This is a genomic window from Streptomyces sp. HSG2 (genome assembly GCF_016598575.1).
GTDB lineage: Bacteria > Actinomycetota > Actinomycetes > Streptomycetales > Streptomycetaceae > Streptomyces.
Genome location: NZ_CP066801.1, coordinates 5,082,708 through 5,097,769, shown reverse-complemented (window position 1 = coordinate 5,097,769; position 15,062 = coordinate 5,082,708). Strand labels below are relative to the sequence as shown.

Annotated in this window: 11 protein-coding genes; 3 read left to right on the top strand and 8 right to left on the bottom strand. The window is 72.3% G+C overall.

The features are described from left to right. Position 1: 1 nt before the first annotated feature. The 8 genes from JEK78_RS22200 to JEK78_RS22165 form a co-directional block, all read right to left on the bottom strand. Positions 2-1,234, bottom strand: a complete 1,233-nt coding sequence (locus JEK78_RS22200) for an ATP-grasp domain-containing protein (RefSeq protein ID WP_200261942.1) — start codon at positions 1,232-1,234, stop codon at positions 2-4. Then, the gene (locus JEK78_RS22195; RefSeq protein ID WP_200261941.1) at positions 1,227-1,931 is read right to left on the bottom strand and encodes a PIG-L deacetylase family protein; all 705 of its coding nucleotides are present in this window, start codon (positions 1,929-1,931) and stop codon (positions 1,227-1,229) included. Before JEK78_RS22195 ends, JEK78_RS22200 begins: the two co-directional genes overlap by 8 nt. Beyond that, positions 1,928-3,961: an NAD-dependent epimerase/dehydratase family protein gene (locus JEK78_RS22190; RefSeq protein WP_200261940.1), complete on the bottom strand. Its 2,034-nt coding sequence runs from the start codon at positions 3,959-3,961 to the stop codon at positions 1,928-1,930. Before JEK78_RS22190 ends, JEK78_RS22195 begins: the two co-directional genes overlap by 4 nt. Before the next feature lie 68 nt (positions 3,962-4,029). After that, positions 4,030-4,779 carry a hypothetical protein gene (locus JEK78_RS22185; protein ID WP_200261939.1) on the bottom strand — a complete coding sequence of 250 codons (750 nt, stop codon included), beginning with the start codon at positions 4,777-4,779 and terminating at the stop codon, positions 4,030-4,032. Positions 4,780-4,786: 7 nt separating this feature from the next. Beyond that, entirely contained in the window at positions 4,787-5,821 is a 1,035-nt protein-coding gene (gene vioC / locus JEK78_RS22180; protein WP_200261938.1) for an arginine beta-hydroxylase, Fe(II)/alpha-ketoglutarate-dependent, read from the bottom strand. Positions 5,822-5,963: 142 nt separating this feature from the next. Then, complete coding sequence (locus JEK78_RS22175; RefSeq protein ID WP_200261937.1) at positions 5,964-7,826, bottom strand: non-ribosomal peptide synthetase; 1,863 nt, start codon at positions 7,824-7,826, stop codon at positions 5,964-5,966. Then, a complete protein-coding gene (vioD, locus tag JEK78_RS22170; RefSeq protein WP_242483179.1) occupies positions 7,823-8,986 on the bottom strand; it encodes a capreomycidine synthase in 1,164 nt (387 codons plus the stop codon). The genes JEK78_RS22175 and vioD overlap by 4 nt, the downstream gene beginning before the upstream one ends. Positions 8,987-9,002: 16 nt before the next feature. Continuing rightward, positions 9,003-10,397: a lysine 2,3-aminomutase gene (locus JEK78_RS22165; RefSeq protein ID WP_242483178.1), complete on the bottom strand. Its 1,395-nt coding sequence runs from the start codon at positions 10,395-10,397 to the stop codon at positions 9,003-9,005. A 485-nt stretch (positions 10,398-10,882) separates the two neighbouring features. On the opposite strand from JEK78_RS22165, the gene JEK78_RS22160 reads away from it, so the two are divergent. The 3 genes from JEK78_RS22160 to JEK78_RS22150 all read left to right on the top strand — a co-directional run bounded on the left by JEK78_RS22160 (position 10,883) and on the right by JEK78_RS22150 (position 15,061). Beyond that, on the top strand, positions 10,883-11,533 hold the full coding sequence (locus JEK78_RS22160) for a helix-turn-helix domain-containing protein (RefSeq protein WP_242483177.1): 651 nt from the start codon (positions 10,883-10,885) through the stop codon (positions 11,531-11,533). 67 nt (positions 11,534-11,600) lie between these two features. Then, a complete protein-coding gene (locus tag JEK78_RS22155; protein ID WP_200261935.1) occupies positions 11,601-13,334 on the top strand; it encodes a carbamoyltransferase C-terminal domain-containing protein in 1,734 nt (577 codons plus the stop codon). Next, positions 13,331-15,061, top strand: a complete 1,731-nt coding sequence (locus JEK78_RS22150) for a condensation domain-containing protein (protein WP_200261934.1) — start codon at positions 13,331-13,333, stop codon at positions 15,059-15,061. The genes JEK78_RS22155 and JEK78_RS22150 overlap by 4 nt, the downstream gene beginning before the upstream one ends. The last annotated feature ends 1 nt before the right edge of the window (position 15,062 follow it).

Here is a 15,062-nt window from a genome sequence, read left to right as displayed (position 1 = left end):
GTCACGGTGTCGTGGCCCTGATCCGCAGCGGGAGCGCGCGCAGCGCGCGTTCGGCGATGGCCTCGGCCTCGGCCGGCAGGGCGGAGTGCGCGATCACCCCGGCCAGGACGTCCGCGCCGCCGCGGTAGGGCGGCAGCACGGTCCCCGGGGTCAGGTCCGACCCCCAGAACACGTCGTGCACGCCCGGTCGTCGGGCCGTGTCCATGGGGTCTCCGGCCCACTCGACGACGCCACCGTCGGCGGGCAGGAACCGCTGTACCACCGCGCGAGCGTGTCGGGGCGCGAGTTCCGCCGGTTCCAGCGGGCGCCCGAGGGCGAGTCGCACCACGTTCGGCAGCGGGTCCACGCCCGTCGCCAACCGCATCACCTCGGTGGCGATGCGGGCGCCGGTGAGCCGACAGGTGATCTCCAACAGGATCACCCGGCCGTCGCGGGTGCGGAGAATGTCGGTGTTGATCACGGCCGGGTCCAGCCTCAGGGCGCGCGCCCCGCGCCGCACCGTGTCCGCGACCTCGTCGATCTGCTCGGCGGTCAGCCGACTCGGGATGGTGTCGCCGCCCTCGAAGAAGTGCGGGGCGAACTGCTCCTTGCGCCCGTACTCACGGTCGGCGAACCCGAAGGGAAGCAGTTCGTCGTCGACCATGAAGGCGGCCATGGTGTGTTCGGTGCCCTCCAGGAACTCCTCGACCACGATCCGCCGGCCGGGACTGAGCCGCAGCGCCTCCGCCGCCAGCTCGCGCACCCGCCCGGTCGACTCCACCTTCAGCACGCCCAGTGATCCGGTCCGGTCGCCGGGCTTGACGACGGCCGGGAAGCCGATGTCGTCGACGGCCCGAACCGCCTCGGCCACGCTCTCGGCGACGGCGAATCGCGGGACGTCCAGCCCGGCCCGACGCAGGACGGACAACCGCCGGTCCTTGAGCGTGCAGTCCAGGGCGGTCTCCAGGGGCAGCCCCGGGCAGCCGAAGTGCGCGGCAAGCGCGCTGACGGTGGGAGGGTTGTCCGCGCCGAGCGAGAACACCCCGTCGATCTCGTCCACGCCGGCGGCCGACAGCTCGGCCCGCACCGCGAAGGCGTCGTGGGGATCGCACACCAGCAGTACGTCGGCGGCGGCCCGCGCCCGCCGGGTCGGCCGGCCCGTCGCCACGATCAGTACTCGGTCGGGGGCGCTCAGGTCACGGAGCGAACGGTCCATACCGGCGCCGACTCCGCACACCAGAAGACGGTCAGTCACGGTCGTCTCCCGTCCGTCCCGCGGCCGGCGGTGCCCCCAGGCCGAGCACCTGGAAGACCTCCGCGTGCCCGGATCCGGCCGATATCGCGCCGCGGTAGCGCGCCAGGCCCCGGACGCCCTCGTCCCAGGCGGCGTGACGCAGTTGGGAGACGTACGCGCGCATCGCCTCGACCTTGGTCTCGATCTCGGCGTCGATGTCCTCGGCGTACTGGAAGCGCGCCAGAGGCGCCCACACCTCGTAGCCCAGCACCAGAGCGGGGGCGGGCATGGGTCGGTCGCCCGCCTCCCGGAAGAACTCCGACTGCGCCATCCACAACGCCTCGACGGTGAGTCGGTGCACCATGCGATGCTCGACGTCGTCGTCGTCCGCGTGCGGCAGATACACCACTCGCGGTCGTACCTCGCGCAAGATCCGTACGAGGTCCAGGTGGACGCGGCGGGAGAGGACGAAGTCCCGTGAAGGCTCGTCGAGCCGGATACAGCGGTGCACCCCCAGCGTCCGGGCGGCCGTCTCCGTCTCGGCGGCGAAGTCGGCGTCGGTGACCTCGTCGTCGAGGGAGCTGCGCTCCCGGCCGATGACGATGACCACCGTCACCCGGGCCCCGTTCCGTACGTGTTTGGCGATGGAGCCACCACAGCCGATGACGTCGTCATCGGGGTGGGGGGCCACCACCAGGACGTCCTCCACGCCCGTCACGCGCCGGCCTCCGGGACTTCCCCGGCCCAACGAGCCCACTCAGCGGTCAGCGCCGCGCCTTCGGCGAAGGGGGTGCGGGCCGTGAAGCCCAGCACGCGGCGTGCCTTGGCGTAGTCCGCGCGCGCGGTGGAGTGGTACAGCTCCAGCTCCCACTCCGCCACGGGCTGGTCGGTGGGCGACGTCGCGCCGCCCACCGAGTGGCGCGACTCGCGCACGGCGTCGAAGAAGGTCCCCCAACGGAGTTCCTCCGGGTGGCCGACGAGGAACCGTTCGCCGGCCGCGTCGGCGCTGTCCACCGCCAGGAACACGGCCTCGACCAGATCGTCGACGTACACGGCGTCGCATACGCCGCCGGCCGTGCCCGCCGGCAGCTGGGCCAGGTCGCCGGCCGGCCGCCGGAGTTGGGCGGTGGTCCACTGCCCGCCCCACGGGCCGTAGACCACCCCCGGCTGAAGCACCACGGTGTCCAGTCGGTCGCCGTGCGCCTGTGTGACGAGGCGCTCCGCGACCAACTTCTGCTGCTCGTACTCACGATCGGCGACATCGACGGGGCGGGCGGGGGCGTCCTCGGTCAGGCGGCCGGTGATCTTCGGGTCGTAGACGTCGACGGTGCTCAGGTGCACCACCCTTCGGACGCCCGCGGCGCGGGCGGCGGCCAGCACGTTGGCCGTACCCTGGACCGAGGCGGCCCAACGGTCGGCTTCCCGACCGGAGCTGCCGAAGGCGCAGTGGACGACCGTGTCGCAGCCCTCGAAGGCCGACCGGAGCGTGGCCGGGTCCAGCAGGTCGGCCTGGCGGAACTCCAGTCGCTCCTGCGGCAGGACCGACAGCCGCGCCACTCTGCCGAAGCCCCGGACCACGGCCCGGGCCTCGGCGTCGGTACCGAGGACGAGGCGCTCGACGAGCCTGCCCCCGATGAAGCCGCTCGCGCCGGTGACGGCGACGGTCCGACCGGCCAGTGCCGGGCCGGGACTCGCGGTGTCGTGGCTGTCGCGCGTGGTCCACGGTCGGGCCGACGGCTCGCGGGCGGGGCCGGTGTAGCACCGCTGAATCAGCTCGACCACGCGTTCGCCGTCCTCGGCGGTGGAGTGGACGGGGGACACGCCACGCACGGCGGAGGCGAAGTTGGCGAGTTGCTCTGCGAACAGCGCCTCCCACTCGTCCCGGGCCGGTGCCACGGCCGGGACGTCGCCGCGGTGGATCTCCACGCCGTCCGCGGTGACCAGGGTGCACTCCCCCGCCGGGAAGTCGGTGCCGATGGTGACGGTGGCCTTGGTGCCGGTGACGGCGCACCGGGTGCCGAGGTCGCGGAGCCGGCTGAATCGGCAGTACGCGTCGGTGGGGCCGAATCGCAGGTGGGCGAAGGCATCGGTCTCCACACCGCCGAGGGAGTCGTCCTCGCAGCGGACCACGTCCACATCGGGTCCGAGCCACCACATGAGGGTGTCGAAGACGTGGGAAGCGGTGTCGGTGAGCACCCCGCCGCCGGCCAGGCGTCGGTCGAACATCGACCAGGAGACCGGCTCGTGGGCGTAGGGGTGACCCTCCGACCAGTCGACTCGGGTCACCTCCCCGAGGTCCCCGGCTTCGATGAGCCGCTTGACCCAGGCGTAGGCCGGGAAGAGCCGCCGCGGGTGGGCCATGGCCAGGACGGGGGCACCGTCGGCCGCGGCGGCTGCCGTCAGCTCCCGGGCGTCCCGGACCGAGGTGGCCATCGGCTTCTCCAACAGGACGTGCTTGCCGGCGGCCAGCAACTTCCGCACGATCGGCGCGTGCAGGGTGTGCGGGGCGACGACCACGGCGGCGTCGAAGGCGTCCTCGGCCTCGGACGCGTCCGTCGCGAGCAGCACGCGGTCGGGGTCCCTGCCGCCGAGTTCCCGGTAGAGGGCGAGGGCCGCCTCGGCCTGACGGGGGTCGCGGTCGACGAGTGCGGTCAGCAGCACGTCCCCGTCGAGCGGGGGCAGGGCGGGCAGGTGGCAGCCGCGGGCGGCTGCACCGCAGCCGACGATCGCCAGACGTAGGGGGGGCATGGTCTCTCCAGTCGTAGAGGGTTGCGCGGAGGTGTGGGCCGGGGACTCGGCGCCCGGCCCGGTCGAGGTCACGGCGTGACAGCGCCCGCGGGGTGGTGGACCCACACGTTCGGCTCGGCGTAGGTGCCGTGGCCGTCCTCGCCGACGCTCAGGGGCACCAGTCCACCGGGGAGCGGATAGCGACCGGGGCCCGGCAACGGGTGGCCGAGGAACTCCTCCCAACGATCCACCGGCTGGCGGATGACCACGGAGCGCTCGGCGACGCCCAGGAAGGCGGCGCCGAGTTCCCGGTGGGTGCGGAGCCAGGGGTCGAAGCAACGCCCGTCCGGGCGCCGCCATGCGACGTAGTCGCTCGTCGGGATCAGCGGATAGCGGGACTTGCGGGTGGGTCGCACCGGGATGATCACTCCTCGGGGGGCCTCCGCGGCGGCTCGCCGGCGGACCTCGGCGAGGAGCCGCTCCGCGTGACCGACGGCCCGGTGTCGGGCGTCCACCGAAACCGAGAGCATGCACACCGCGGCGGGCCGCTCCGGCGGACCGTGGTCGACGGCCTCCACCAGGACGTCGTCGCTGCCCGAGGGAAGCGACGACGCGTCGCCGTCCCAGCGGACCGGCAGTCCGTTGGCGGCGGCCACCAGGCGACCGTGCTCGTCGACCAGGCAGAGCTGGTGGGCGGGATACCGTTCGTACATGCCGTGCCAGCGCCAGTTGCCGGGGGATTCCCAGGTCATGAAGGCCGGCATGTTGGCACCGATCAGGGCGTCCACGTGGGGCGTCAGCCAGGGGTCTCGGGACAGGTCGGTCAAGGCGAGGGACATCGGGCCGTCACCCGAGCAGTCGGCAGTCGGCGGTCGCCCTCATCTCGCGTGAGCGCCGGAGGTCGGATGTCACGCACACCCGCTTCAGCCAGCGGTCGGTGCCGTCGTACCTGGCCCGGAAGGGCGGACGTCCGTGGACGGCGCGATGGTTGTCGATGAACAGCACGTCGCCCTGGTCCGCGACGACCTCGCGCATTCCGGTGTCCACGACCTTGAACACCGCCTCGTAGGCATGCCGTGCCGCGACGTCCTCCTCGGGTACCGAGGTGAAGTAGGGGTCGAGTCGCATGTAGGGGTCCTGGCGGGATCCGTAGAGCAGCGGACCCAGCGGTCGCTCCTCGACCATCCGCCGGATGGTGGCGAACCGGGCCGCCGCCTCCTCGGAGGTGATCGAGTTGTTCTTCGGGAGGTGGGACTCGTCGGGGGCGATGTGGAAGCGTGGTTCGAAGAGGATGTCGACGTCCTCCTCGGAGAGCGAGGACGTGTCCAGTTCGCCGAGCGTGGTGGGCACGTGGTCGGGGTTGCGCAACGCCCCGAGGATCAGGTAGTCGCTTCGGTGGGGATGGAAGGCGTCCTCGGTGTGCCAGGTCAGAGGCTCCTTGCTGCCCATCCCCAGTTGGTCGTTCTCGTGACGGCGGATCGGGAAGATGTCGTGCACCAGATGCCCGTCCTGCTGGGTGGCCCAGCCGAAGGGCTCCCCGAGGAGAGCCGCGTACAGCATCAGCAGCAGTTCCTCGGGGAACTCCGGGCCGGGCCGGGCCCGCCCGCGCCAGTGGGCCGGGGTCGGGCCGATGCGCTCCTGGTCGAACTCGTGCCCGCGGATCACGGCGTGGCCGTGTCGGTCGGCGAGCGCGAACCGGCGTAGGAAGTCCTGTACCCCGCCGGGGAGTCGGGCCGCGAGTCGGGGCAGGTCGTGGAGGAGGGCGGGGTCGCCGAAGGACGAGTAGACAGACGCCAGTTCGAGGCCGAGGTCCGCGATGGCGGACGCCTCGTCGGCGGTCAGGGTGTAGCCGGGCGTGGACGGGTCGGTGAGGTTCGACATGCCAACTCTCGCTGAGTGGTCGGGATGGTGGCTGCTCGCGTTCGGGTGTCGCGGACGCGGGCCCTCGGGTGCGTGGTCGTGGACGCGGCGTCGGGGCGGGCTCGGGGGTCGGTGGTGGCCGTGCCGGGGATGCCGGGGGAGATCAGGGGCCGGTGTCGGATCTCGCCGCGAGTGTCCCGGCGAGGCGTCGCGGGGTCGGGGAGGCGAAGAGGTCGCTCGCCCGCAGACCCACCGCGCCGGGGTGCGATTCGCGCATCCGTGCCAACAGACGCATGGCCAGCAGGGAATGGCCTCCCTGGGCGAAGAAGTCGTCGTCGGGGCCGAGGGTCGGCGCGGTCAGCACCTCGCGAAAGAGCGCGACCACACGGTCCAACGGCTCCGAGGCGGCTGCCGCCACTCCGCGGGCGGGCGCGGCATCCGCCGACCCGGGCTTCGGCGCGGGGGCCCCGGACACCTCGGCCGGCCGCGCCGATCGATCCGGAGTGGCCCAGGAGGCGAGGCTCCGCTTGTCGACCTTGCCGTGCGCGTTCTTCGGCAGGACGGACACCCGGTGCAGCACACGGGGCACGGCCCAGTCCGGAAGGTACTCCTCCAACGGCGCCACCAACGCCTCCCGTTCGGTACCGGTCAGTCGCCGGGCCTCGCCGGGCGGCGGCGCCGTCGCGGGATCGGCGGGCACGGTGAAGGCCCAGAGCGCGGTTCCGGTCTCGGGATCGGGGAACACCACGGCCTGGTCGACCCCGGGCCGGTCGCAGAGGGCACGCTCCACCCGGGCGGGCTCCAGCCGATGTCCGCGGATCTTGATCTGGTCGTCGACGCGGCCGAGGAAGACCACCTGTCCTTCGGAGTCCATCCGCCCCAGGTCGCCGGTGGCGTACAGGCGGGCGTCCGGAGCGGTGTGCGGGTCGGGCAGAAAACGGCGCGCGGTGGCCTCCTCGTCGTCGAGGAACCCCCTGGCCAGGAGCGGGCCACCGATGTGGATCTCCCCCCGCTCACCGCACGGCACGGCCCGGCCGTCCCGTCGGATCTCGATCCGCGCGTCCCGGAGGGGTGTGCCGAGCGGGACCTCGTCGGCGTCGTCCGGCAACCGTCCGGTGTAGAACGTGGAACTGACGGTGCATTCGGTGAGCCCGTAGACGTGGGCCAGTGCCGCGGGTTGCCGTGCCTGCCACTCGCGGTAGGGGCGTGGGTCCATCCGTTCGCCACCCACCACCACGGTGCGCAGGTCCCCCGGGGTGGTGGCACCGGCGGTGTCCAGCCAGCGGGCGTACTCCATCCAGTACTGGGTGGAGAGTTCGACCACGGTGGTCCGGGTGAGGGCCGCCATGTGGTGCAGTTCCTCGGCGTCCAGGGCCCGGGTGTCGTCCCGGCACACCACGGCCGCCCCGGCGACGAGGGCGGGGAACACCTCCTCGATCAGGACGTCGAACCCGAGTGAGGCCACCTGGAGCCAGCGGTCTTCCGGCTTCAGTTCGAGGCGCTCGGCCACGGCGCGGGCGAATCGGCGCAGCGCGTCGCGCTCGACGACCGTGCCCTTGGGTCGACCGGTGGAGCCGGAGGTGAACAGCACGTAGGCCACGTCCGAGGCGCGGGCCGGCGGACGGGACCACGCCGTGTCGCTCCCGGTGGGATGGACCGGGGGCACGTGCGCTCCGTCGGGGGCGTGGCGACCGTCGCCCAACCACACCGCGGCCTCGGTGCGCCGCACCAGTGCCGCCCGGGCGGCGGGCGGAAGTCGATCGTCCAGGATGGTGAAACCCGCTCCCGCCTTCAAGGTCGCGAGCATGCCCAGGACTGTGCGGACGGGGTCGCCGAAGGCCAGTCCCACCAGCCTGCCCGGCCCCGCCCCGCGCTTGGCCAGCGCGGCGGCCCAGGAGTCGGTGACCCGGTCCGTCTCCCGGTAGGACATCGCCCGGCGGGCGCTGACGAGGGCGGGCCTGTCGGGGTGGTCGCCGACGGAGAGGTCCCACAGGTCGAGGATGTCGGTCTGGGGCGCGGCGGTCACCGGGTCGCCTCCCGTTCCCGCAGGAACCGCGACAGCCCGGCGAGGCCGGCCAGGAAACTCTCCTCCGGCCCGCCGAATCCGATTCGGGCCCCGTGGGGCGCGCCGAAGGCGGTCCCCGGCACCAGCAGGGTGCGGTGGCGGTCGAGGAGTTCCAGGCAGAGTCGTTCCACGGCCTCGGGCGCCGCCCGCTCCCGCTCCAGCTCACGGAAGACGGGCAGCGCGCACACCCCTCCCTGTGGCGGGGTCCAGCGGACCAGGTCCTCGTGTTCGGCCATCCACGAGGCCAGATGTGCGAGGTTGCGCCGGGCCTCGGCCGCCCGGGGAGCGATCAGATCGTCGGCGTGGCGCATGGCCCGTTCGGCGACGAGTTCGACGAGTGGCGAGAGGAAGAGCGTGGTCCGATCCCTCATCGGGAAGGTGGCGGTGATCAGTTCTCGGGGCGCGACGACCCAGCCGACCCGAAGGCCGGGCAGGCCGAAGGTCTTGGAGAAGGTGCCGTACGACACCGCGCCGCCACTGTCGGCGGCGGGATCGGGGAGCGCCTCCCAGCGGTGGGCGATCTCGGCGGTGGCGCCGTCCCAGACGAGCGTCGCTCCGGTGGAGGCCGTGCGCTCGGTCAGCGCCGCCAGTCCGCTGGGGGACAGCGTGACCCCGGTGGGGTTGTGCGGGAAGTTGACGACGACGGCGGCGGTGCCGGGGGTGATGATCTCGTCCAGTGCGCCGGGGTCGATCTCGCCGTCGCGCACGGCAGCCGCGGGCAGTTCGGCGATCCGGCAACCGGCCGCCCTCGGGTAGTGCCCGAGCGAGTGGTAGACGCCCTCCTGGACGACCACCCGGTCGCCCGGGCGCAGCAGAGTGCTCAGGGTCAGCGCGATGGCTTCGCTGGAGCCGTGGGTGACCATCACACGGTCGGCATCGCCTCCGGCGTAGCGGTCGGCGATCGCCCGCCGGATGCCCACCCCTCCTTGGGAGACGCTGTCGTCCATGACGATCGCGTCGAGGTCGGCGACCGGGATGCCGCACAGTTCCCGTGTCTCGGCGAAAGTGTACGGGTGGACGCCGCTGGAGCTGATGTCGTGGACGCCCGGGGCGAGGTGTCGGCGGTACCACTCCTCCAGTACCGGCGGTTCCTCGCGTCGGAGAGTGCTGATGCTGTGCAACTGACCTTTCCCTTCCCTACCCCTGACGGGTTTCCCGCCACCAGCGCCGCCCCGAGGGCGGGAGGGTGTCGATGGGGTCGTAGTAGTGGTAGGAGCCGCTGTGCGTCTCCGGGTCCGCCTCCTCCAGCGGGGTGAGGTAGTTCTTGCTCCAGTGCGACACCCCGAGTTCCCGGTCGTAGGCCTCGACCTGGTCCACCCACCGTTTGCCGGCCATGGGCACGTCGCACACGATCCGCGGGGTGGCGAACCCCGGGAGGTAGCCCATGATCTGGTGTTGGAGAGTGCGGGCCCGGTGCAGGGGAACCCGCCAGTGCTCGGCGTTGGGGATCATGTCGCACATGTAGAAGTAGTACGGGGTGACGCCCGCGTGGTCGGCGAGCGCGAAGCACAGGTCGAGCAACTCGTGGGCGCTGTCGTTGACGCCGCGCATCAACACGCCCTGGTTGCGGACGTCGTGCAGGCCCGCTTCCAGCAGGGCCCAGGACGCCCGGGCGACTCCAGGGGTCACCTGCCGCGCCACGTTGGCGTGCGTGTGCAGTGCCACCCTGACCCCGCGGACACGGGCCTTGCGGGCGACGCGTTCGACGCCCTGGAGCACGGGAGCGGAGTTCCAGTGCTGCGGCAGTCCGATCAACCCCTTGCTCGCGAGCCGGATGTCACGGATGGAGTCGATGTCCAGCAGACCGTCCAGGAAGCGTTCGAGGCGCGGCCAGGGCAGGTTGGCCAGGTCGCCGCCGGAGACCACGACGTCGCGGATCCCGGGTGAGGTCCTCAGGTGCTCCAGGATCCGCTCGGCCCGGTCGACCGGCTTGAGTCGGAGTCTGTTCTTCGTGACCTGCGGTGTGGAGGTGCCGACCAGGTCCATGCGGGTGCAGTGGCCGCAGTACTGCGGGCAGGTGGACAGCAGTTCCGCCAACACCTTGGTGGGGTAGCGGTGGGTGAGACCCTCCACCACCCACATGTCCTGCTCGTGCAGGGAGTCGCGGCTGGCCATGGGGTGCGAGGGCCAGTCGGGGTGACGGTCGGAGAACACGGGCAGCATGTAGCGGCGTACGGGATCGTCGTGGAAGGCCTTGGTCAGGTCGCCCGGGCTCTCCCCGACCGCGTCCGGGGCGATGGTGTTGAGCATCTGCGGCGTCATCAGAACCGACATCGTGGCGCGGTGCAGCCGGTCCCTTTCCCAGTCCTCGTAGAAGGACTCGTCGAGCAGGTCCCCGACGACCCGGCGCAGGCCCTTCGCGTCCTTCACGCAGTGGGCTCGCTGCCATTGCGGATCGGCCCACTCGTCTTCGGTGACCGTGCGCCACCCCGGGAACCGGCGCCAGTCCGGCTCGACGAGCGGACTGCTCCGGTATTCGTAGCTCCCCTCGATCGACGTCGCTTCCGTTCGACCGTGTGTCGTCGTGTTCACCAACCCGCTGCCCATTTCCGTCGGTTCAGGCCGTTTTCGCTGACGGCAACCGATCTTGCAGAGCGGGGACGTTGTACGCGAGGACGGCTTGTACGGCGGAAGCTCGACCGGGAGACACGTGCCGTACAACCGTTTGTCCGTGTGCCGTCGTGGTGGTGACGGTGCGACAGGTCGACGAGACGACACGGGGCGCGACCTCCCGGGGTCCGATGGGCCTTGGCGCGACGACCGCGACTCGGCACAGCACGGCACGGCACGGCACGGCACCCACGATCGGGCAAACAGGTGTTCGGAAAGTCCGATGGATGGCTGTCGTTTGATGGATATGCGTACGGCATGTACAAATGTCCGAGAGGTCCGGTGCGGCATGTTCCTGCCGCCGCCCGACCTCCTGCCGGTCGCCGCGGGGGCGTTCGTCCGACCAGGTCGTGCGGGGCGACCGAGCATGCGCTTCGCTCGACACCACCCAGCCTCATCGGAGAAGCATGCCCAGGCCAGAGAGGTCGTTGGACCCCACAGCCGGACCGCTGGAGGAATTCGCACACGCCCTGCGGGAACTCCGCAGACAGGCCGGGAACCCCTCGTACCGGATCATGGCGAAACGCGCCCACTACTCCGTGGCCACGCTGTCGGAGGCGGCCCGCGGACTGCACAAGCCCTCCTTGAAGGTGACGCTCGCCTACGTGGTCGCCTGCGGGGGCGCCCCGGAGGCGTGGAAACGACGCTGGCATCAACTCGACAGCGACTTGGAAGGGCGTGAGCCTCCCTCACCGACCGGCACGGGCGGCTCCGCCCCGGCGCCCCCCGGCAGGAGGTCGGTGACCCGCGCCGCCCCCGGCTCCTCTCACGGCACGCCGACACCGGCACCCTCCACGCCCCAACCGCCTCCCGGCTCCCCTCGTCGAGCCAGAGCGGGCCGAGCGACCACTCCGCCCGCGACGGACGGGCGCGGCCCGACCTCCGAGGCGTTGACCGCCGACGAACAGGACGAACTGAGGCGGCTGCGCAGTGAGGTCGCGAGACTCCGGCACGCCAACGCGGTACTGAAGGCCGCCTCGGCGATCTTCGCGGCGGATCTCCGCACAAACGGGCAACTGGTGTACAACCCGGGCGGGCGACAAGATCCGTCGGCATGACCGGCCGCCGAGCGCCTCGTGGGCTCACGGCGGAACCGGTGACGCCGACCGACCCTTGGGGACTTACATGCGTGTGCTCGGAGTCAATGGATGGCCCGGCGCCAGTCACGACGGCGCGGCCTGCCTCGTCGTGGACGGCGAGGTGATCGCGATGGCCGAGGAGGAACGTTTCACCCGTCACAAGCACGCCTACGGGGAAGCACCCCTCCACGCCGCCGCCTACTGCCTCGCGGAGGGCGGACTCACCCTGGACGACATCGACGTGGTCGCCCACGGCTGGGACCTGCCGAATCTCTTCGCCGACCGCGGCCTGGACTGGTTCGACAGTCCGGCCGACGCGCTGGAACATCTGCTGCCCAAGGCACTGTTCCCGCGTGCCCGCGACCCGCGACTGACATTCGTCGGCCACCACCTCGCGCACGCGGCCAGCGCCTACCACCTCTCCGGCCGCGACCGAGGCGCCATCCTGGTCCTCGACGGACAGGGCGAGAACGAGAGCACCACCCTCGCCGTCGGCGTCGACGGCGAGATCAGGACGCTCAGGGCGCACACACCCGGCTGGTCGCTCGGCTACTTCTACGCCGCCGTCTGCGAGTACGCCGGCCTCGGCGCCGACAACGCGGGCAAGATGATGGGGCTGGCCTCCTACGGCACCCCCGGCGACCTCACCTTCGGCGGTGCCCTGGACTTCACCGACGACGACTTCGCCGTCTCCGTCGTCCCCCCCGGTCTGCGCTCCACCGGGAGCACGGACGAGGAGACCGCCACCATCCGACACTGGTTGGCACACCTGGAGAAGTCCCTCCCGGCCGGACCGAACCGGAGCGCGCGCCGCTTCGACCGGCGGGCCGGCCGTTACACGAGGGTCACCGACCGGGATCCCTTCGCCTACCGCGACATCGCGGCCACCGCGCAAGCCGCGCTGGAAAGGGCCACCATGGCGTTGGTGCGCGGGCTGCTCCGGGAGACCGGCGAGACCACGCTCATGATCGCCGGTGGGGTCGGCTTCAACGCCACGCTCAACGGCAAGATCATGCGAATGCCGGAGGTCGGGGACCTGTTCGTCCAACCCCTCGCCGGCGACCAGGGGGTCTCGCTCGGGGCGGCCGTCTGGGTCGCGGCCCGGGAGGGCGACCGGATCCGTCCCATGAACGGATCGGTCTCCTGGGGTCCGGAATGGTCCCCCGACGACATCCGCCAGGTACTGGAGGCCTCCGGCGTCGCCTACACCGAACCGGCCGACATCGCGGCGGCCACCGCGGAGGTACTGGCCGCCGGTGGCGTCTCCGGCTGGTTCCAGGGACGCGCCGAGGGAGGACCCCGGGCGCTGGGCCACCGCAGCCTGGTCGCCGTGCCCGCCGAGGAGTCCACCCGCGACCGGGTCAACGTCCGGGTCAAGGACCGAGAGGCCTGGCGCCCCTTCGCGCCCAGCATGCAGGAGGAGAGCGCCCGAGGCCTCATCGGCACCGACACGCCACTGCCGTACATGATCGTCACCACCCCCGTCACCGAGGCCGGTGTCGAGGCCATGCCCGCCGTCGTGCACAGCGACCGCACCACGCGGCCGCAGACGGTCTCCGCCGGCGTCGACCCGCTCTACCACCGTCTGATCGGCGAGGTCGGTCGCCACACCGGCACCCCCGTCGTCATGAACACCTCCTTCAACGGGCGGGACGAACCCGTCGTGTGCGGCCCCCGGGACGCCCTCGCCACCTTCCACCGACTGCCGTTGGACGCGCTGGCGCTCGGTCCCTTCCTGATCCGCCGCCCGACCGGCTCCCTCCGGGGGGACGACCGATGACCGACACGATCACCCGGCAGGACCCGGGCACGGCCGCCGCGTCCAGCACCTCGCCCCCCGTCCCGTCCGCCGACGAGGTCCATGCCCGCCTCGTCGACTGGCTCGCCGAGGCGGTCCTCTCCCCGGAGGCGGACCTCGGCGCCCCGCTGCGGGAACTCGGCGTGGACTCCCTCGACCTGCTCCGCACCGCCCGCCGCGTGGAGACGGCCTTCGGCGTACGGGTGCAGTTGCGGGAACTGCTCACCCAGGAGCTGACCATGGCCCGGCTCGCCGGGCTCGTCGCCGAGCGTGCCGCCCTGTGTCACGGGGCGGAGGCCGATTCGCGCGGCGCGGGCCACGGCCCGGTCGTCCTCGCCCCGCCACAGGAACAGGCGTGGGAGCAGCAGACCGGCGACCGGGGTCGGTGGAATCAGTCCGTTCTCTTCACCACCCGACCGGGGATCGATCCGGAGATCTTCGCCGAAGCGGTCCGGCGACTGGTCGTCGGACACGCCTCCCTCCGGCTGGCCATCGAGGAGCGCCCGGCACGCCGGCCCCGCCAGACGGTGGGCGCCATGGCCACCGACGGCTCTCCGAGCGCGGCACTCGGCTCGATTCTCGACACCGTCGACGTCTCGGAACTCGCCGCTGGGGACCTGTCCGCGGCGGTGACCCTGCGAGCCTCGGTCGAGCAGGGTTCCCTCGACCCCGTGGCCGGCCGGGTGGCCCGCTTCGTCCGCTTCGACGCCGGCCCCTCACGACCCGGCAGACTGCTGATCGTCGTCCACCAACTCGCGATCGACATGTTCTCGTGGTCCGTGCTGGTCGCGGACCTGGAGGAGACCTACCTGGCCTTGGAGGAAGGCCGGGACGAGGTGTGGCCGAGCGAGGGCACCTCCTACCCCGAGTGGGCCCGGGCGCTCGCCACGCACGCCCGCTCCCCCGAGGCGGAGGAGGAGGTGGCGTGGTGGACCGAGGTGGGCCGCACCCCCGCCGCGCTGCCGACCGACCACCCCGTGGCCGACCCCCGGGCCGCGAACACCGCGGCCACCGCGGCCACCCACTGCGAGGAACTGCCCCCGGAACTCGCCTCCCGGCTGCGGACCGCCGCCCGCGACCACGGGGCGCACCTGGGCGACCTCGTCCTCCACGCTCTCGGGGAGGTCCTGGCCGAACGGCTCGGGGAGCCGGCCGTCCGCGTGGACGTCCTCCGCCACGGCCGCGAGGAGGGCGTCGGGGATTCGCACCTGGCGCGCACGACCGGCTGGTTCACCACGACCGTCCCGGTCCGGTTGGACATGGCGCCGGGGACACCCGCCGAGCGCCTCGGCCGGACCGTGGGCCATCTGGCGGCTCTCCCCGGCGGCGGTGTGGGAGAGGGCGCTCTCACCAGGCACGGCAGGCCGCGGATCGCCGCCGCACTGCGCGCCGCCCCGGCCAGTGACGTCTCGTTCGACTTCGAGGGCGACGAAGGGGACGTGCTGCCCCTGGGCACCCTCCTCACGGACGTGGCCCCCGAGCCGGTCGGTGCCATCACCGCCCCGCACTGGACGCGCCCGCACCTCCTCGAAGTGATCGCAACCACCGACGAAGGGGCCTTGAACGTCGAATGGTGGTACTCCACCGCCCTGCACGAGGAAGCCACCGTCCGGGACCTCGCCCGTCGGCACCGGGAGGCCCTGACGGACCTCCTCCACTCACCGACCGGCGCCGACGGACCCGGCGCCCCCGAGGGCACGGCCCGCTGAA

Bases quoted from the DNA above. Each gene is read 5' to 3' on its own strand.
- JEK78_RS22190 (WP_200261940.1), bottom strand. From the start codon at position 3,961: ATGCCCCCCCTACGTCTGGCGATCGTCGGCTGCGGTGCAGCCGCCCGC.
- JEK78_RS22185 (WP_200261939.1), bottom strand. From the start codon at position 4,779: ATGTCCCTCGCCTTGACCGACCTGTCCCGAGACCCCTGGCTGACGCCC.
- vioC (WP_200261938.1), bottom strand. From the start codon at position 5,821: ATGTCGAACCTCACCGACCCGTCCACGCCCGGCTACACCCTGACCGCC.
- JEK78_RS22160 (WP_242483177.1), top strand. From the start codon at position 10,883: ATGCCCAGGCCAGAGAGGTCGTTGGACCCCACAGCCGGACCGCTGGAG.
- JEK78_RS22155 (WP_200261935.1), top strand. From the start codon at position 11,601: ATGCGTGTGCTCGGAGTCAATGGATGGCCCGGCGCCAGTCACGACGGC.
- JEK78_RS22150 (WP_200261934.1), top strand. From the start codon at position 13,331: ATGACCGACACGATCACCCGGCAGGACCCGGGCACGGCCGCCGCGTCC.